General features: G+C 71.9%; 13 protein-coding genes and 1 pseudogene. 6 read left to right on the forward strand and 8 right to left on the reverse strand.

What is annotated here, in order from left to right:
* Positions 1 to 153 precede the first annotated feature (153 nt).
* Positions 154 to 1,794, reverse strand: a complete 1,641-nt coding sequence (locus tag ACZ4Z5_RS10765) for a solute symporter family protein (RefSeq protein WP_468259729.1) — start codon at positions 1,792 to 1,794, stop codon at positions 154 to 156.
* Positions 1,791 to 2,156, reverse strand: a complete 366-nt coding sequence (locus ACZ4Z5_RS10770; RefSeq protein WP_468259731.1) for a DUF485 domain-containing protein — start codon at positions 2,154 to 2,156, stop codon at positions 1,791 to 1,793. The genes ACZ4Z5_RS10765 and ACZ4Z5_RS10770 overlap by 4 nt, the downstream gene beginning before the upstream one ends.
* Positions 2,157 to 2,399: 243 nt before the next feature.
* Here ACZ4Z5_RS10770 and ACZ4Z5_RS10775 point away from each other — a divergent pair, with 243 nt between their 5' ends.
* Positions 2,400 to 3,968 carry a S8 family peptidase gene (locus ACZ4Z5_RS10775; protein ID WP_468259734.1) on the forward strand — a complete coding sequence of 523 codons (1,569 nt, stop codon included), beginning with the start codon at positions 2,400 to 2,402 and terminating at the stop codon, positions 3,966 to 3,968.
* A gap of 67 nt (positions 3,969 to 4,035) precedes the next feature.
* On the opposite strand, the gene ACZ4Z5_RS10780 is transcribed toward ACZ4Z5_RS10775, so the two are convergent.
* A complete protein-coding gene (locus ACZ4Z5_RS10780) occupies positions 4,036 to 5,079 on the reverse strand; it encodes a zinc-dependent alcohol dehydrogenase family protein (protein ID WP_468259737.1) in 1,044 nt (347 codons plus the stop codon).
* A gap of 136 nt (positions 5,080 to 5,215) precedes the next feature.
* Entirely contained in the window at positions 5,216 to 5,926 is a 711-nt protein-coding gene (locus ACZ4Z5_RS10785) for a VIT1/CCC1 transporter family protein (RefSeq protein WP_468259740.1), read from the reverse strand.
* 170 nt (positions 5,927 to 6,096) lie between these two features.
* Between ACZ4Z5_RS10785 and ACZ4Z5_RS10790 the strand changes: the two genes are divergently transcribed.
* The 4 genes from ACZ4Z5_RS10790 to ACZ4Z5_RS10805 all read left to right on the forward strand — a co-directional run bounded on the left by ACZ4Z5_RS10790 (position 6,097) and on the right by ACZ4Z5_RS10805 (position 9,381).
* Entirely contained in the window at positions 6,097 to 7,086 is a 990-nt protein-coding gene (locus ACZ4Z5_RS10790) for a DEDDh family exonuclease (RefSeq protein ID WP_468259743.1), read from the forward strand.
* Between the two features lie 63 nt (positions 7,087 to 7,149).
* On the forward strand, positions 7,150 to 7,383 hold the full coding sequence (locus tag ACZ4Z5_RS10795) for a hypothetical protein (RefSeq protein WP_468259746.1): 234 nt from the start codon (positions 7,150 to 7,152) through the stop codon (positions 7,381 to 7,383).
* Positions 7,384 to 7,439: 56 nt separating this feature from the next.
* The gene (locus ACZ4Z5_RS10800) at positions 7,440 to 8,237 is read left to right on the forward strand and encodes an SURF1 family cytochrome oxidase biogenesis protein (protein ID WP_468259749.1); all 798 of its coding nucleotides are present in this window, start codon (positions 7,440 to 7,442) and stop codon (positions 8,235 to 8,237) included.
* A gap of 388 nt (positions 8,238 to 8,625) precedes the next feature.
* Positions 8,626 to 9,381: an SDR family oxidoreductase gene (locus ACZ4Z5_RS10805; protein WP_468259752.1), complete on the forward strand. Its 756-nt coding sequence runs from the start codon at positions 8,626 to 8,628 to the stop codon at positions 9,379 to 9,381.
* 134 nt (positions 9,382 to 9,515) lie between these two features.
* Here the strand turns inward: ACZ4Z5_RS10805 and ACZ4Z5_RS10810 are convergent, their stop codons facing one another.
* The 3 genes from ACZ4Z5_RS10810 to ACZ4Z5_RS10820 all read right to left on the reverse strand — a co-directional run bounded on the left by ACZ4Z5_RS10810 (position 9,516) and on the right by ACZ4Z5_RS10820 (position 12,613).
* A complete protein-coding gene (locus tag ACZ4Z5_RS10810) occupies positions 9,516 to 10,307 on the reverse strand; it encodes an enoyl-CoA hydratase/isomerase family protein (protein ID WP_468259755.1) in 792 nt (263 codons plus the stop codon).
* 153 nt (positions 10,308 to 10,460) lie between these two features.
* A complete protein-coding gene (locus ACZ4Z5_RS10815) occupies positions 10,461 to 10,682 on the reverse strand; it encodes a helix-turn-helix domain-containing protein (protein ID WP_018518904.1) in 222 nt (73 codons plus the stop codon).
* A gap of 332 nt (positions 10,683 to 11,014) precedes the next feature.
* Positions 11,015 to 12,613, reverse strand: a complete 1,599-nt coding sequence (locus ACZ4Z5_RS10820; protein WP_468259758.1) for an ABC-F family ATP-binding cassette domain-containing protein — start codon at positions 12,611 to 12,613, stop codon at positions 11,015 to 11,017.
* Positions 12,614 to 12,773: 160 nt separating this feature from the next.
* Here ACZ4Z5_RS10820 and ACZ4Z5_RS10825 point away from each other — a divergent pair.
* Positions 12,774 to 13,109: pseudogene (locus tag ACZ4Z5_RS10825) on the forward strand (VOC family protein); the annotation flags it as partial.
* A gap of 19 nt (positions 13,110 to 13,128) precedes the next feature.
* Here the strand turns inward: ACZ4Z5_RS10825 and ACZ4Z5_RS10830 are convergent.
* Positions 13,129 to 14,670 carry a hypothetical protein gene (locus ACZ4Z5_RS10830; protein WP_468259761.1) on the reverse strand — a complete coding sequence of 514 codons (1,542 nt, stop codon included), beginning with the start codon at positions 14,668 to 14,670 and terminating at the stop codon, positions 13,129 to 13,131.
* Positions 14,671 to 15,061: the final 391 nt, after the last annotated feature.

Below are 15,061 nucleotides of genomic sequence, written 5' to 3' on the forward strand. Positions count from 1 at the left end.
ACAAAGTTGCGACAGTCCACACCCCACACACGCACCGGAGGAAGCTGTGGGGTTGGTTTTTTTTTTTTGTGATGTTGTGGTTTCTTTTCCTTTCCCCCCCCCCCCCCCCCCCCCCCCCCCCGGGGCTGTTCACATCCGGGGGAACGTCTGCTCTCAGTGCGCTCCGGCTCCGGTGAGGGACTTGACCTCGAGTTCGGCGAACTTGCCGCGGTCGGGTTCCTCCTTGGAGAAGAGGGAGCCGAGCCAGCCGAGCAGGAAGCCGAGCGGGATCGAGACCAGGCCGGGGTTCTCCAGCGGGAACCAATCGAAGTCGGCACTGGGGAACATCGACGTGGGCTTGCCGGACACGACGGGCGAGAAGAGGACGAGGACGACCGACGAGATCAGGCCTCCGTAGATGGACCACAGGGCTCCCTGGGTGGTGAACCGCTTCCAGAAGAGGCTGTAGAGGATGGTGGGGAGGTTCGCGGAGGCGGCGACCGCGAAGGCCAGGGCGACCAGGCCGGCCACGTTGAGGTCACGGGCGAAGGCGCCGAGGACGATGGCGACGGCCCCGATGAAGACGGTCGCCCAGCGGGCGGCCCGGACCTCTTCCTGTTCGGTGGCCTGCCCCCTGCGGATCACGTTGACGTACAGGTCGTGCGCGAAGGAGGAGGACGAGGCGAGGGTGAGGCCGGCGACCACGGCCAGGATGGTCGCGAAGGCGACGGCCGAGATCACCGCGAGCAGGACCGCGCCGCCCGGTGAGTCGGGGCCTCCGCCGACCGCCTGGGCGAGCAGGGGTGCCGCGGTGTTGCCGGCCTTGTTGGAGGCGATGATGTCGTCTCGGTCCAGCAGGGCGGCGGCGCCGAAGCCGAGGGCGATGGTCATCAGGTAGAAGGCGCCGATGATGCCGATGGCCCAGTTGACGGACTTCCGGGCGGCCTTGGCCGTCGGCACGGTGTAGAAGCGGATGAGGATGTGCGGCAGCCCGGCCGTGCCGAGGACCAGGGCGATGCCGAGGGAGACGAAGTCCAGCTTGGACGTGCCGGTGGCGCCGTACTTGAGTCCCGGTTCCAGGAAGGCCGCGCCCTTGCCGCTGTTCTCGGCGGCCTTGCCGAGCAGCTCGGAGACGTTGAAGCCGAATTCGAGCAGCACCAGGAAGGTGATGAGGAGGGTGCCGGCGATGAGCAGCACCGCCTTCACCATCTGGACCCAGGTGGTGCCCTTCATACCGCCGATGGAGACGTAGACGATCATCAGGACGCCGACGAGGGCCACGATGCCGATCTTGCCCGCGTCACTGGTGATGCCCAGGAGCAGCGAGACGAGGACGCCGGCACCGGCCATCTGGGCGAGCAGGTAGAAGATCGACACGACGATGGTGGAGGTGCCGGCGGCCGTACGGACGGGACGCTGCCGCATGCGGTAGGCGAGGACGTCGCCCATGGTGTACCGGCCGGAGTTGCGCAGCGGTTCCGCCACCAGCAGGAGGGCGACCAGCCAGGCGACGAGGAAGCCGATGGAGTAGAGGAAGCCGTCGTAGCCGAAGAGGGCGATGGCACCGGCGATGCCGAGGAAGGACGCCGCGGACATGTAGTCGCCGGAGATGGCGAGACCGTTCTGGAAGCCGGTGAACTGGCGGCCTCCCGCGTAGAAGTCGGCGGCGCTGCGGGTCTGACGGCCCGCCCAGACGGTGATGCCGAGGGTGGCGACGACGAACAGCGCGAAGAGCGTGATGATCAGCGGGCGGTGCCCGCCCGTGCCGGACGCGGCGAGCTGGACCGTGGTGTGGGCGTGCTGTGCGGTGGTCATGCGTCGCCCTCCATACGGGACTTGATGGCCTCGGCGCGCGGGTCGAGCTTCTCTGCGGCGTGGCGCGAGTAGAACCAGGCGATCAGGAACGTGGTGGCGAACTGGCCGACACCGAGGACCAGGGCCACGTTGATGTTGCCGAAGAGTTTGGTGCCCATGAAGCCGCCGGCATAGTTCGACAGCAGGACGTACAGCAGGTACCAGGCGATGAAGGCGACGGTCAGCGGGAACGCGAAGGACCGGTAGGCGCGGCGCAGTTCGCCGAACTCCGTGCTGTCCTGCATCTCGGTGAACGCCTCGGTGCTGGGCCGGGCGGGGCGCGTGCCCGTCCCGTCCGGGGGCGGCGGCGCTTCGGTGGCCACGGATTCTCCTTGCGTCGCGGAAGCGGTGGGAATGGACAGGAGGACCTCGCCGACCGGGACCGACGGACGTCGGGCCCCCCTGGGACAACGGCACGGACCGCGGCCGGAATCGGTTCACGGCAGGGTTTTCTCCGCGAGGTCATTGATCGCCGCGACCCCGGCCCGATAGCTTCACTGGTCATGTCCCCGTCCAGTCCGCGTTCCGCGGGCCGGGCGGTTTCTCACGGATGATGTGGAGAACCCATGGCTCATCTGGGATCCGCGCGGCGGCGCGCACTCGCGCTGCCCGCAGGTCTGGCCCTCACGGCTTCGCTCGCGTGTCTCCCGGCGGGAGCGGCCCAGGCCGCTCCGTCGGCGGACGCCTCCCCCGCCGCGACCGCGGCCGAGGGGCCGCAGCTGTCGTACGTGGTCAACACCAAGAGCACGTTCGGTTCCACGGCGGTGAAGCGGGTGATCGCGAAGGCCGGTGGCACGATCGTCACCTCGTACGACCGCATAGGCGTGATCGTGGTGCACTCCTCGAACCCGGACTTCGCCAAGACGGTGCGCACGTCGCCGTTCGTCGAGTCCGCCGGCGCCACCCGCACCGCTCCGCTGCCCGCACAGTCGGTCCTCGGCGCCTCGGGCACCAAGGAGGCCAAGGACATCGACAAGCCGGCCGCCGCCGACGCCGCGTCGCTGAAGGCGGCGCGGGTCACGGCCGCGGCCACCGGTCAGGACCCGCTGGAGCCGCTGCAGTGGGACCTGCCCGCCATCAAGGCGGACAAGGCCCACGAGCGGACCCTCGGCAGCCGGAACGTGACGGTCGCCGTCATCGACACCGGTGTCGACGACACACACCCCGACCTGGCGCCGAACTTCGACCGCGCTGCGTCGGTCAACTGTGTGAGCGGCAAGCCGGACACGACGGACGGCGCCTGGCGTCCCGGGCCGAACGAGTCCGACCACGGCACGCACGTGGCGGGCACGATCGCCGCCGCGAAGAACGGCGTCGGCATCACGGGCGTGGCACCGGGTGTGAAGGTCTCCGGTATCAAGGTGTCCACCGTGGACGGCTTCTTCTACACCGAGGCCGTGGTCTGCGGCTTCATGTGGGCGGCGGAGCACGGCGTCGACGTGACGAACAACAGCTATTACACCGACCCGTGGATGTTCAACTGCAAGAACGACCCCGACCAGGCCGCCCTGGTCGAGGCCGTCAGCCGGGCGTCCCGCTACGCGGAGCGCCGCGGCGCGGTCAACGTGGCCGCGGCCGGCAACTCCCGCCACGACCTGGCGGCGGACGAGATCGTGGACACCACCAGCCCGAACGACACCACGCCGGGCAGCCGCACGATCGACCCGAGCCAGTGCCTGGACATCCCGACGCAGATCCCGGGCGTCGTGACGGTCTCGGCAACGGGTGCGAAGGGCCTGAAGTCCTCGTACTCCAACTACGGTCAGGGCGTCATCGACGTCTCCGCCCCGGGCGGCGACCGCACCCAGTACCAGGCTCCGTCCGCGCCCGCCGTGGACGGCAGGATCTACTCGACCCTGCCAAGCGGCGGCTACGGCTACAAGGCCGGTACCTCCATGGCCTCCCCCCATGTGGCGGGCGTGGCCGCGCTGCTGAAGTCCACTCACCCGTACGCGCCGGCCTGGAGGATCAAGGCGCTGCTGGCGTCCCAGGCGGACGACACCGCGTGCACCGACCCGTACGACATCGACGCGGACGGCAAGGTCGACGCGGTCTGCGAGGGTGACGCGGACCGGAACGGCTTCTACGGCGAAGGTGTCGTCGACGCGCTGGACGCGGTGACGAAGAGGCACTGACGCCTGATGAGGGAGGGGCACGGGCGGACGGCCCGTGCCCCTTCCGTCCGCCCGCGTCCGCCCCGTGTCAGGGCTTGACGAGGACCTTCAGCGCGGTGCGCCCGTCCATCGCGCGATAGCCGTCCGGGACCCCTTCCAGGCCGACGGTGAGGTCGAAGACCGGTGAAGGGTCGATCGTGCCGTCGAGGATGTCGGGCAACAGCTCGGGGATGTACCCGCGGACGGGGGCGACACCGCCGCGCAGCGCGATGTTGCGGTTGAACATCTCGCCCAGGTCCAGGCCGCTGCCGCTGCCGTGCGGCACGCCCACGTAGCCGATGCCGCCGCCGTCGCGGGCGACGCCGACCGCGGTCCGCATCGACTGCTCGGTGCCCACCGCCTCGATGACGGCGTGCGCGCCTTGGCCGCCGGTGAGTTCACGGACGGCCGCGACAGCGTCCTCACCGCGTTCGACGACCACGTCGGTGGCGCCGAAGCTCCTGGCGATGTCGGTACGGGCCCGGTGCCGGCCCAGGGCGATGATGCGTTCGGCGCCCAGCCGCCGCGCGGCGAGGACACCGCACAGGCCGACGGCCCCGTCACCGACGACCGCGACGGTCGCGCCGGGGCGCACCCCCGCCCCGACTGCCGCGTGGTGCCCGGTCCCCATGACGTCGGAGAGGGTGAGCAGAGCGGTCAGCAGCCGGTCGTCGGAGACGGCCGCGGCGGGCAGCTTGACCAGGGTGCCGTCGGCGAACGGAACGCGGACCGCCTCGCCCTGGCCGCCGTCGGAGCCCACCTGGCCCCAGAATCCGCCGTTGGGGCAGGAGGTGTGGACGCCTTCGGCGCAGTACTCGCAGGTGCCGTCGGACCACACGAACGGGGCGACGACGAGGTCTCCCGGCTCGAAGCCGGTCACCTCGCTGCCGGCCTCCTCGATCACGCCCAGGAACTCGTGGCCGATGCGCTGCCCCGGCTCCCGCGCGGCCTGGCCGCGGTACGCCCACAGGTCGCTGCCGCAGATGCAGGCCCGCAGCACCCGCACCACTGCGTCGGTGGGCCGCTGGACGACGGGGTACGGCACCTCCTCGACCCGGATGTCCTGGGGGGCGCGGATGACGGCGGCGCGCATGGTGGGGTTCCTTGCTGATCGGTCGTTCAGTCGGGCGTACGTCTCACACGGTACGCCCGCGGTCCGGGGCGGTGCGCAGGGGGCGGCGAGTATCTGCCCGGATGTGCCACGTGCCACGAGTACGTGAGACGGCCCCCTAGACGCCCGCCGCCCCCAGCAGGGACCCCGCCCCGTACGTCACGGCCATCGCCAGCGCGCCCCCTGCCACGTTCCGCACGACGGCCGGAGCGGCCGGGGCCGCGCCCAGGCGCGCACTGGACCAGCCGGTGAGGGTGAGCGCGGCCAGGACGGACACCACGGTGACCGGCACGCGCAGCCCGATGGGCGGCAGGACGATCGCCAGCAGCGGAAGCAGCGCGCCCACGGTGAACGAGAGGAAGCTGGCCCAGGCAGCGTGCCAGGGGTTGGCGAGCTCGTCGGGGTTGATGCCGAGCTCGACCCGGGCGTGGGCGCGCAGCGCATCGCGTTCGGTGAGCTGTTCGGCAGCCTCCCGGGCGACGTCCGCGCTGAGTCCGCGTTCCTCCAGCAGCGTGGCCAGCTCGTCGAGTTCGGCCTCCGGCTGCTCACGCAGTTCGCGTTTCTCCTGCGCGATGGCCGCCCTCTCCGAGTCCCGCTGGGTGGAGACCGAGACGTACTCCCCCGCCGCCATCGACATCGATCCGGCCAGGAGTCCGGCGAGGCCCGCGGTGAGGAGCGCACCGCGCTCCGCGGTGGCACCCGCGACTCCCACGACCAGGCCCGCGGTGGACACGACTCCGTCGTTGGCGCCGAGGACTGCGGCCCGCAGCCAGTTCAGCCGCGTACCGAGGGATCCGCCGTGCTCCTCGTCGTGAGTGGCTTCGGTCACTCGCGCAGGGTCTCATCATCCCCGGCCGACGGGGCGCCAACCCCCGGAACCGGGCAAATCGTTCGCCCTGGTGCCGTCCGCCGACCGGGTATGTCGCCTGCGTCGTCGGCGTGTTGCCGTACCCCGATCGCGGACCGGGACATGACTGTCGGTCGCGGCCCGTATTCTCTGTGACCATGCTCGACGACCGCACGACCGCAGCACCATGGCCGGCCGCGTACCCACAGGGGTACGCGGTCGTCGACGTGGAGACCACCGGGCTGTCCAGGGACGACCGGATAGTGTCGGCTGCCGTCTACCGGCTCGACGCGCGCGGCGAGGTGGAGGACCACTGGTACACGCTCGTCAATCCCGAGCGCGACCCCGGGCCGGTGTGGATCCACGGGCTGACGAGCGATGCCCTCGAAGGCGCACCCCTGTTCGCCGACATCGCGTACGAGTTCTCGGAGCGGCTCGCCGACCGCGTGCTGGTCGCGCACAACGCCATCTTCGACTGGCAGATGATCGCCCGGGAGTACGCACGGGCGGAGCGCACCGCGCCGGTGCGTCAGCGGCTGTGCACCATCGCCCTCTCCAAGGAGCTGGCGCTGCCGCTCCCCAACCACAAGCTGTCGTCGCTCGCGGCGCACTTCGGTGTGGTACAGCAACGGGCGCACGACGCCCTCGACGACGCGCGCGTCCTGGCCGAGGCGTTCCGGCCGAGCCTGCACGCGGCGGCGGAGCGCGGGGTGCGGCTGCCCCTGCTGGAGTGCCGCCCGCTGACCGAGTGGGTCGACGGCAGCCGGTCGGCGGCGCCCCGGATCGGCCGTCAGTCCTCGTACGGGGCACGCGCCACCTGGCGGGCGTCCCGCAAGCTGCCGCCGTGCCCGTATCCCAACCCGGGACGGTACGAGCCGGGCGGGACGCTGATGCAGGGCATGCGGGTGGCGTTCTCCGGAGACACCTCCGTGGACCGGGAGCTGCTGGAGGACCGTGCCGTGGAGGCCGGTCTGCACGTGGCGACGAGCGTGTCCCGGCTGACGAGTCTGCTGGTCACCAACGACCCCGATGCGGCGACGTCCAAGACCGCCCGCGCCGCGTCGTTCGGGACTCCCGTCGTCGACGAGGCCGCGTTCACCCAGCTGCTGCGGGACGTGGCACCGTCCTCGGCAGACGGGTGATTGGCGCGCGACTCGCCCGCCGGCCGCTCGCCCGTCGCGGCCGGGCGCCGCACCCTGTGGCGCATGGCACGTTGTGAGGTCTGCGGAAACGACTACGGCATGTCCTTCGAGGTGCACGCGCAGGGCGCGGTGCACGTCTTCGACTGCTTCTCCTGCGCCATCCACCGCATGGCGCCCATCTGCGAGCACTGCCGGGTCCCGATCATCGGCCAGGGCGTCGAGGCCGAGGGGCACTGGTACTGCGGCGGCCACTGCGCCCGCGCCGAGGGGAAGGTGGGCATCGTCGACAAGGTGTGACCCCGGCCTCCCACCCCGCTCCCGACACCCCGCGACCCCGGAGGTACGGTCGTGGGGTGTACCGCTTCCTGTTGTCCCGCCAGTGGGTGATCGCCACCCTGGTGACCCTCGTGCTCATCCCCGTGATGGTCCAGCTGGGATTCTGGCAGCTGCACCGTCATCAGCACCGGGTGGCGCAGAACACCCTCATCTCGGACAACCTCGCGGCGAAGCCGGTCCCGGTGACCGAGCTGACCTCCCCCGGACACGTCGTCCCGCGCTCCGACTACTGGCGTCGGGTGACGGCGACGGGCACGTACGACACCGAGCACGAGGTCGTCGTCCGCCGCCGGACGAACGCCGACGAGAAGGTCGGCGTTCACGTCCTCACCCCGCTGGTCATGCGGGACGGGCGCGTCCTCCTGGTCAACCGCGGGTGGATCCCCTTCGGGGCGGACCAGCGTGCCCTCCCCGACATTCCGTCCGCACCCCGCGGCGAGGTGACCGTCACCGGCCGCCTCAAGGCCGACGAGACGACCGCGGCCAGCGGCATCAAGGACGTCAGTGATCTTCCGCCCCGACAGATCATGCTGATCGACAGCGCGCGGCAGGCGAAGGCCGTCGGCCGCGAGGTCCTCGGCGGCTACGTCGAGCTGATCGGCCCCGAATCCGGCCAGGACGTCCCCGAAACGGTCCCGGCCCCCGACGACAGCTCCATCGGGGCACACATGGCGTACGCCGTCCAGTGGTGGCTGTTCGCGGCCGGCGTGCCCGTCGGCTGGCTCATCCTGGTCCGCCGGGAGAAGCGCGACCGCGCCGCGGCCGCCGCGGCGACGGGCGCCGGGACCGAGGCGCCGGCGACCGCGGTCGCCTGACGGAAACGGTCGGGCCGCGAAACGGCCCGTCCGGCCGGCGGAACGGCCGCCGGCAACACACGCGCGACGCACGCCGGACGCCGCCCCCTCCTTCCGCCCGCGAGAGCGGGCGCCCTCGGCCGAGGAGGCGCTCCCGGCGATGAAGGCGGACCTGTCCAGGCGTCCCCCGGCCGCGGCGATTCCGCCGGTGGCCGGCCCTTGGCCGGAGCAGGCCGACGGGCCCCTCCGTCGGCCGTTCGGGCCCGGCCCTCTGCCACGAGCACCGGCCGGCTCGGCAGCTGTCGCGCCGCCGCCCGCGGACAGGCGCGACGGCCGCGGCAGCCCCTCGGCTGTCGGCCCTCGTCCCGTGCCTCGCCGCCGAGGCCGGGTACGCGGCAGGATAGGGGCCATGGATCTTGGACTGAAGGACCGTGTCTACATCGTCACGGGTGCCAGCCGGGGGCTCGGGTTCGCCTCCGCCCGCGAGCTGGCCGCGGACGGCGCGAAGGTCGTGATCAGCGGCCGAGACGAGAAGGGCGTCGCCGCGGCCGCCGAGGCACTCGGCCCGGACGCCGTCGGCGTCACCGCGGACAACGCGGCCCCGGACACCGCCGAACGCCTCGTCGCCACCGCACGGGAACGGTTCGGCCGCCTGGACGGTGTACTGATCAGCGTCGGCGGCCCCGCGCCCGGTTTCGTCGCGGACAACACCGACGCCCAGTGGCAGGACGCGTTCGCCTCGGTCTTCCTCGGCGCGGTACGGATGGCCCGCACCGCGGCCGCCACCCTCGACGAGGGCGGCGTCATCGGGTTCGTCCTCTCCAGTTCGGTCCATGAACCCGTCCCCGGGCTGACCATCTCCAACGGCCTGCGGCCGGGGCTGGCCGGATTCGCCAAGTCCCTCGCCGACGAAGTGGGTCCGCGCGGCATCCGCGTCGTCGGCCTGCTCCCCGCCCGCATCGACACGGACCGGGTCCGGGAACTGGACGCGCTGAGCGGCGACGCGGAGGCGGCACGGGCCGGCAACGAATCCCGCATCCCGCTGCGCCGCTACGGCGCGCCGGAGGAGTTCGGCCGCACGGCGGCGTTCCTGCTCTCCCCCGCCGCCTCGTACCTGACGGGCGTCATGCTGCCCGTCGACGGCGGCGCCCGGCACGGGTTCTAGGCATCGGCCGGGGTCCCCCGTACGGGACAGGACCCCGGATTCGGCCCCGACGCGGACCGGCCGCCTCGTGCCCCAGGCGGACCGGACACCTCGCACCCCGTCCCGGGGACGGTCCGCACATCCGGTCCGGCGCGTCAGTCGTCGAGGCCTGCCAGGTCGCGCAGCCGGCGCGCCTGGGCGGCGCGTTCCGTCGTGCGCTGCTCCTCGTACGTGCGGGCGGACGCACCGCGCAGCAGAGCCTTGGTCTCGATGACCGCGTCCCGCGGCGCCGCCAGCAGCGCGGCCGTCAGGTCGCGGACGGCGTCGTCGAGTTCGGCAGCGGGGACGGACAGGTTGGCGAGCCCGATGCGCTCGGCCTCGGCGGCCTGGACGAAGCGGCCCGTCGCGCAGATCTCCAGCGCACGGGCATAGCCCACCAGGGAGACCAGCGGGTGCGTGCCGGTGAGGTCGGGCACCAGTCCGAGGCTGGTCTCGCGCATGGCGAACTGCACGTCGTCGGCGACGACCCGCAGATCGCAGGCGAGGGCGAGCTGGAAGCCGGCGCCGATCGCATGGCCCTGAACCGCGGCGATCGTGATGACGTCGTTGCGGCGCCACCAGGTGAACGCCTCCTGGTACTCGGCGATGACCGCGTCGAGCTCCGCGTCGGAGCCCCGCGCCAGGTCGAGGAAGGACGGCTCGCCGTCGAAGCCCTCGGGGGTGAAGGCCTGACGGTCGAGCCCGGCGGAGAAGGACCTGCCCTCGCCGCGGAGCACGACGACACGGACGCTGCCGGGCAGCGCCCGCCCGGCCTCCGCCAGCGCACGCCACAGCGCGGGCGACTGGGCGTTGCGCTTGGCGGGATTGGTCAGGGTCACCGTGGCGACGGTGTCCTCGACGGTGAGCCGTACGCCGTCCTTGTCGAGCACTGTGTCGAGCGAAGTCATGGGGCGCCTCCGGTTCGGGTGCAGCAGCAGTCATCAATTAAGTGACTGCACAGTAACCACCCGGCCGACCACACGACCGACCGGGTGGCCACCGGCCACCGAAAAGAATCCGTCGGGCCCAGCAACCCCGCGGGAAACGCCGTGGTACGGACGTCAGGCCGTGGCGGCCTTTTTGCCTCGTGTCGCTCCGCCACGCCCCCGGAGTGTCACTCCGGACTCGCTGAGCATCCGGTGGACGAATCCGTAGGAGCGGCCGGTCTCCTCGGCCAACGCCCGGATGCTCGCACCGGAGTCGTACTTCTTCTTCAGGTCTGCCGCGAGCTTGTCGCGCGCGGCGCCGGTCACCCGGCTGCCCTTCTTCAGAGTCTCGGCCACCCGTGCCTCCTCATGGGAAGTGCGCTCTGGACTCTCATGATCACCCCTACCGAGCTTCCTGGCCACCCATTCGACAAGGTCGGTCGGACAACGTTTTGGCCAACGGAATGCCCGACACCGATCGGAACAAAGGATTCCGCAGGCCCGGGAAGGCGTCTGCAAGCCCGTCGCGAACGGAATCAGCAGGTCAGCGCGGTCGAGACGGTCCGGCACATGCCAAGGCCCGTCCACCGGAGGACGGGCCTTGCCGGGACGCTCAGCACACCGCGGTACGAGAAGGTCTCACTCAGATGAAGGATCACCGATGGGCCGAATGATCCATCAGGCGTGGATCAAGCCAGCGCGACAAGATCCGCGTAGTCGGCTCCCCACAGGTCCTCGACGCCGTCGGGCAGCAGGATGATGCGCTCGGGCTGCAGTGCGTCGACCGCGCCCTCGTCGTGGGTGACCAGCACGACCGCGCCCTGGTAGGTGCGCAGCGCCCCGAGGATCTCCTCACGGCTGGCCGGGTCGAGGTTGTTGGTGGGCTCGTCGAGGAGCAGCACGTTCGCCGAGGAGACGACCAGGGTGGCAAGTGCCAGCCGGGTCTTCTCACCGCCGGAGAGCACACCGGCCGGCTTGTCGACGTCGTCGCCGGAGAAGAGGAACGAGCCGAGCACCTTGCGGACCTCGACGAGGTCCATGTCGGGTGCGGCGGAGCGCATGTTCTCCAGGACCGTGCGGTCCGCGTCGAGGGTCTCGTGCTCCTGGGCGTAGTAGCCGAGCTTAAGGCCGTGGCCCGGCGAGACCTCGCCGGTGTCGGGCAGCTCCACCCCGGCGAGCAGCCGGAGCAGGGTGGTCTTGCCGGCGCCGTTGAGACCGAGGATGACGACCCGGGAGCCCTTGTCGATGGCCAGGTCGACGTCGGTGAAGATCTCCAGCGAGCCGTACGACTTGGACAGGCCGTCCGCGGTGAGCGGGGTCTTGCCGCACGGAGCCGGCTCAGGGAAGCGCAGCTTGGCGACCTTGTCCGACATCCGCACCTCGTCGAGGCCGGACAGCAGCCGCTCGGCACGGCGGGCCATGTTCTGCGCGGCGACCGTCTTGGTGGCCTTGGCGCGCATCTTGTCGGCCTGGGCGTTCAGCGCGGCGGCCTTCTTCTCGGCGTTGGCGCGCTCCCGCTTGCGGCGCTTCTCGTCGGCCTCGCGCTGCTGCTGGTAGAGCTTCCAGCCCATGTTGTAGACGTCGATGGTGGAGCGGTTGGCGTCCAGGTAGAAGACCTTGTTGACCACCGTCTCGACGAGGTCGACGTCGTGGGAGATGACGATGAAGCCGCCGCGGTACGTCTTGAGGTAGTCGCGCAGCCACACGATGGAGTCGGCGTCAAGGTGGTTGGTCGGCTCGTCGAGGAGCAGGGTGTCGGCGTCCGAGAAGAGGATGCGGGCCAGCTCGATCCGGCGGCGCTGACCGCCGGAGAGCGTGTGCAGGGGCTGGCCGAGCACCCGGTCGGGCAGGCCGAGCGCGGCCGCGATGGTGGAGGCCTCGGCCTCGGCGGCGTAACCGCCCTTGGTGAGGAACTCCGTCTCCTGCCGCTCGTACTGCCGGAGGGCCTTCTCACGGGTGGCGCCCTGGCCGCCTGCGATCCGCTCCTCGTTCTGGCGCATCTTGCGGATCAGGACGTCGAGGCCGCGGGCGGAGAGGATCCGGTCGCGGGCGAGGACGTCGAGGTCGCCGGTGCGCGGGTCCTGGGGCAGATAGCCAACCTCGCCGGAACGGGAGACGGTGCCCGCGGCCGGGATGCCCTCACCGGCGAGGCACTTGGTGAGGGTGGTCTTGCCTGCTCCGTTGCGGCCCACGAGGCCGATGCGGTCGCCCTTGGCCACACGGAAGGACGCGGATTCGATGAGGACGCGTGCGCCGGCGCGCAGCTCGATGCCGGAGGCGGTGATCACGGGGAAATACTCCAGAGCGGTATGGACGGCGGAAGGGACGGATGCGGCAGCTTCGACGCCGTCTAATGCGCAAGGAGATTAGCCATACGAAACAGTTTACCGGGCCCCCGCAACCCGTTTTCCCGGAGCGGTCCGCCGAGGGTCCGCCGCGCGGAGCAGGATGAACCGGCCGATACTCGGCGCAGGGCGGCGGCCGCCCGGCGACCGAACGGAGCAGGGCGGTCTGGTGGCGCACGCGGAGCTGACCTACGGCAACGGCATGATCATGCTGGGCAGCAGGAGCACCGGCGGCGGGTTCGACGAGCTGATGAAGGGCGCCGGGCCCACCGGGGTGTTCGTCCACGTCGACGATGTGGACGAACACCACCGGCGGGCCGTGGAGCACGGCGTGGAGATCCTGGTGCCACCGCGGGACCGGGACTACGGGGCGCGGGACTACATGGCCCGTGACCCCGAGGGCAACATCTGGAGCTTCGGGGCCTATTCGCCCGGTGCCCCCCGACCCTCCTCCGGTCTCACGACCCGCCCGTGTGCACCTGGAAGGCGGCCCTGCGGACCGCCTTCGCCAGAGCCGGGTCGGGATGGGCGGCGGCCAGGGCCACCAGCACCTGCACGGTGCGGGGGTGGCCGACGGCCCGGACCTCGTCGAGCAGCGCGGGGACCGTGCCCTGGACCGCCGAGTCGAGGTGCCTGACCAGCAGCTCGCTCTCCCCGTGGTCCGCGATCGCGGCCGCGGTGTCGACCCAGAGCCAGGTCGACTCCTCGCGGGTGAGGACGTCCGGGGCCTCCTCGGCGCCCGCCCCCTCGTACTCCGCCAGCCAGAGCAGGGCGTACGGGCGCAGCGACACCTCGCCGGCCGCTGCGCGCACCTCCGGCTCGGCGGGCGCGCCCACGACCCGCAGCGCCTCGAAGGCGAGCCCGCGGAGCAGGGCGTCCTGGCCGCGGGCCGCCTCCAGCAGCTCCATGACCGCGGTGCCCACCGGGCGGGCGGCCAGCCAGGCGCGGTACTCGGCGCGGGCCGGGCCCGGGGTGAGCCGGGCACAGCCGCGCAGCATGTCCTCGGCGGACTGCTCGATGTTGCCCGCCGGGCTCTGGGCGGCGACGCAGATCTGTTCGAGTTTGACCCATACGGCCCAGTTGCCGAGGGGGGACAGTGTCGCCCGACGGCCTGCCGGTCCGGTGCCCAGGGTCAGTGCCCCGACTGCGGCCAGACCGTCGAGTGCCCAGTCGAGCAGCAGCGCGAGCGGGGTGCCGGCCGCTTCCGGGCCGGCTGTCGCGGCCGGGGTGTCCTCCTCGGTCAGCGAGACCTTCCCGGGATGCCCGGCCCGCGGGACCTCCCGGGCCCGCGGAATCCCCCCGTTGTCCGGCATCTCCCCGGTCCCCTCCGCCGGAGCGGTCGTCACGGCCCGGGGGGCGGCAGGCGTCCCGTACGGGACCTCGCAGCGTTCCTCGCGCAGTTCGGCGACACGCTGCTCGAGCAGGTCGAGCAGAGCCGGTACGAGCACGGGCCCCGCCGACAGCTGGAGCAGGGAGAGCACCTGGGGGACGGCCTCGACGACCTCGGCGACGGCGGTGGGCGCGACGTCGTCCGGAGCATGGTGGAACAACGACCAGGCGTCGAAGAGCGCGACCCAGCAGCGCAGTACCGCGGCGTCGTCCCCGTCCCAGGCGCGCAGCCGCCAGCCGGTGCGGACGCAGTCGCCGTGGAGTTCGACGAGTCCGGCGAGGCGGGCGCGGTTCCAGGCGGAGGACACCTGTGCGCGGGTCAGGAGCAGTTCCGCGGCGGCGCGTTCGGTGGCGTCCTCGGGCAGGGCGCCCGCGGGGCCGGAACGGAGTGCCACGCCACGGCCGCTCTCGTCGTCCGCCCAGCGGGCGATCCGTACCGCGTCGACGAGCACGAGCCTGGCCTGGCGGGCCAGTTCTCTCGGCACCGGAGTGCCCTCGGGCGGGCGGGGAGCCGGCCTGGCGCGCCGGTCCGACACCGCCTTCCGGGCGGTGACGAGGGGTCGGGGGCGGACGAGTCTCAGCCTGGAGTCGCGCGGGGTACGGGACGTCACGGAGGCAGTCTTCCCGTAGACGCCCCGAAAGCCCAAACGGAGGGGGCTGTTCTCCAGAGCGCGGGGCACCCGCCGCGCGGGGGCGAGCGCCCTCCGCCAGGGGGTTGTCCCGGTGGATCAGGGGCGGGCGGCCCGGGTCTCCGGTGCCGTCGTCCGGTGCCCGGCGATTGCGAGGCGGAGGGCAAGGGTCCACCGCCGGAGGCCAGAAGTCCCGCCGGAGGCCAGGAGGCCAGGACTCCCGCCGGAGGCCAGGGAGAATCCGAGAGGGTCCATGCGGAGCGTCGGCGACCGGCGACAACGCCGTAAGCCGCCGTGTGCCGGGCGGGCCGGCCGCCGGGCCCGACCGCGATCCGCCGGAAACCCCCGCCTAAGGGGTGTCCGGCGAATCGGG

Source organism: Streptomyces sp. NPDC030222 (assembly GCF_055573115.1).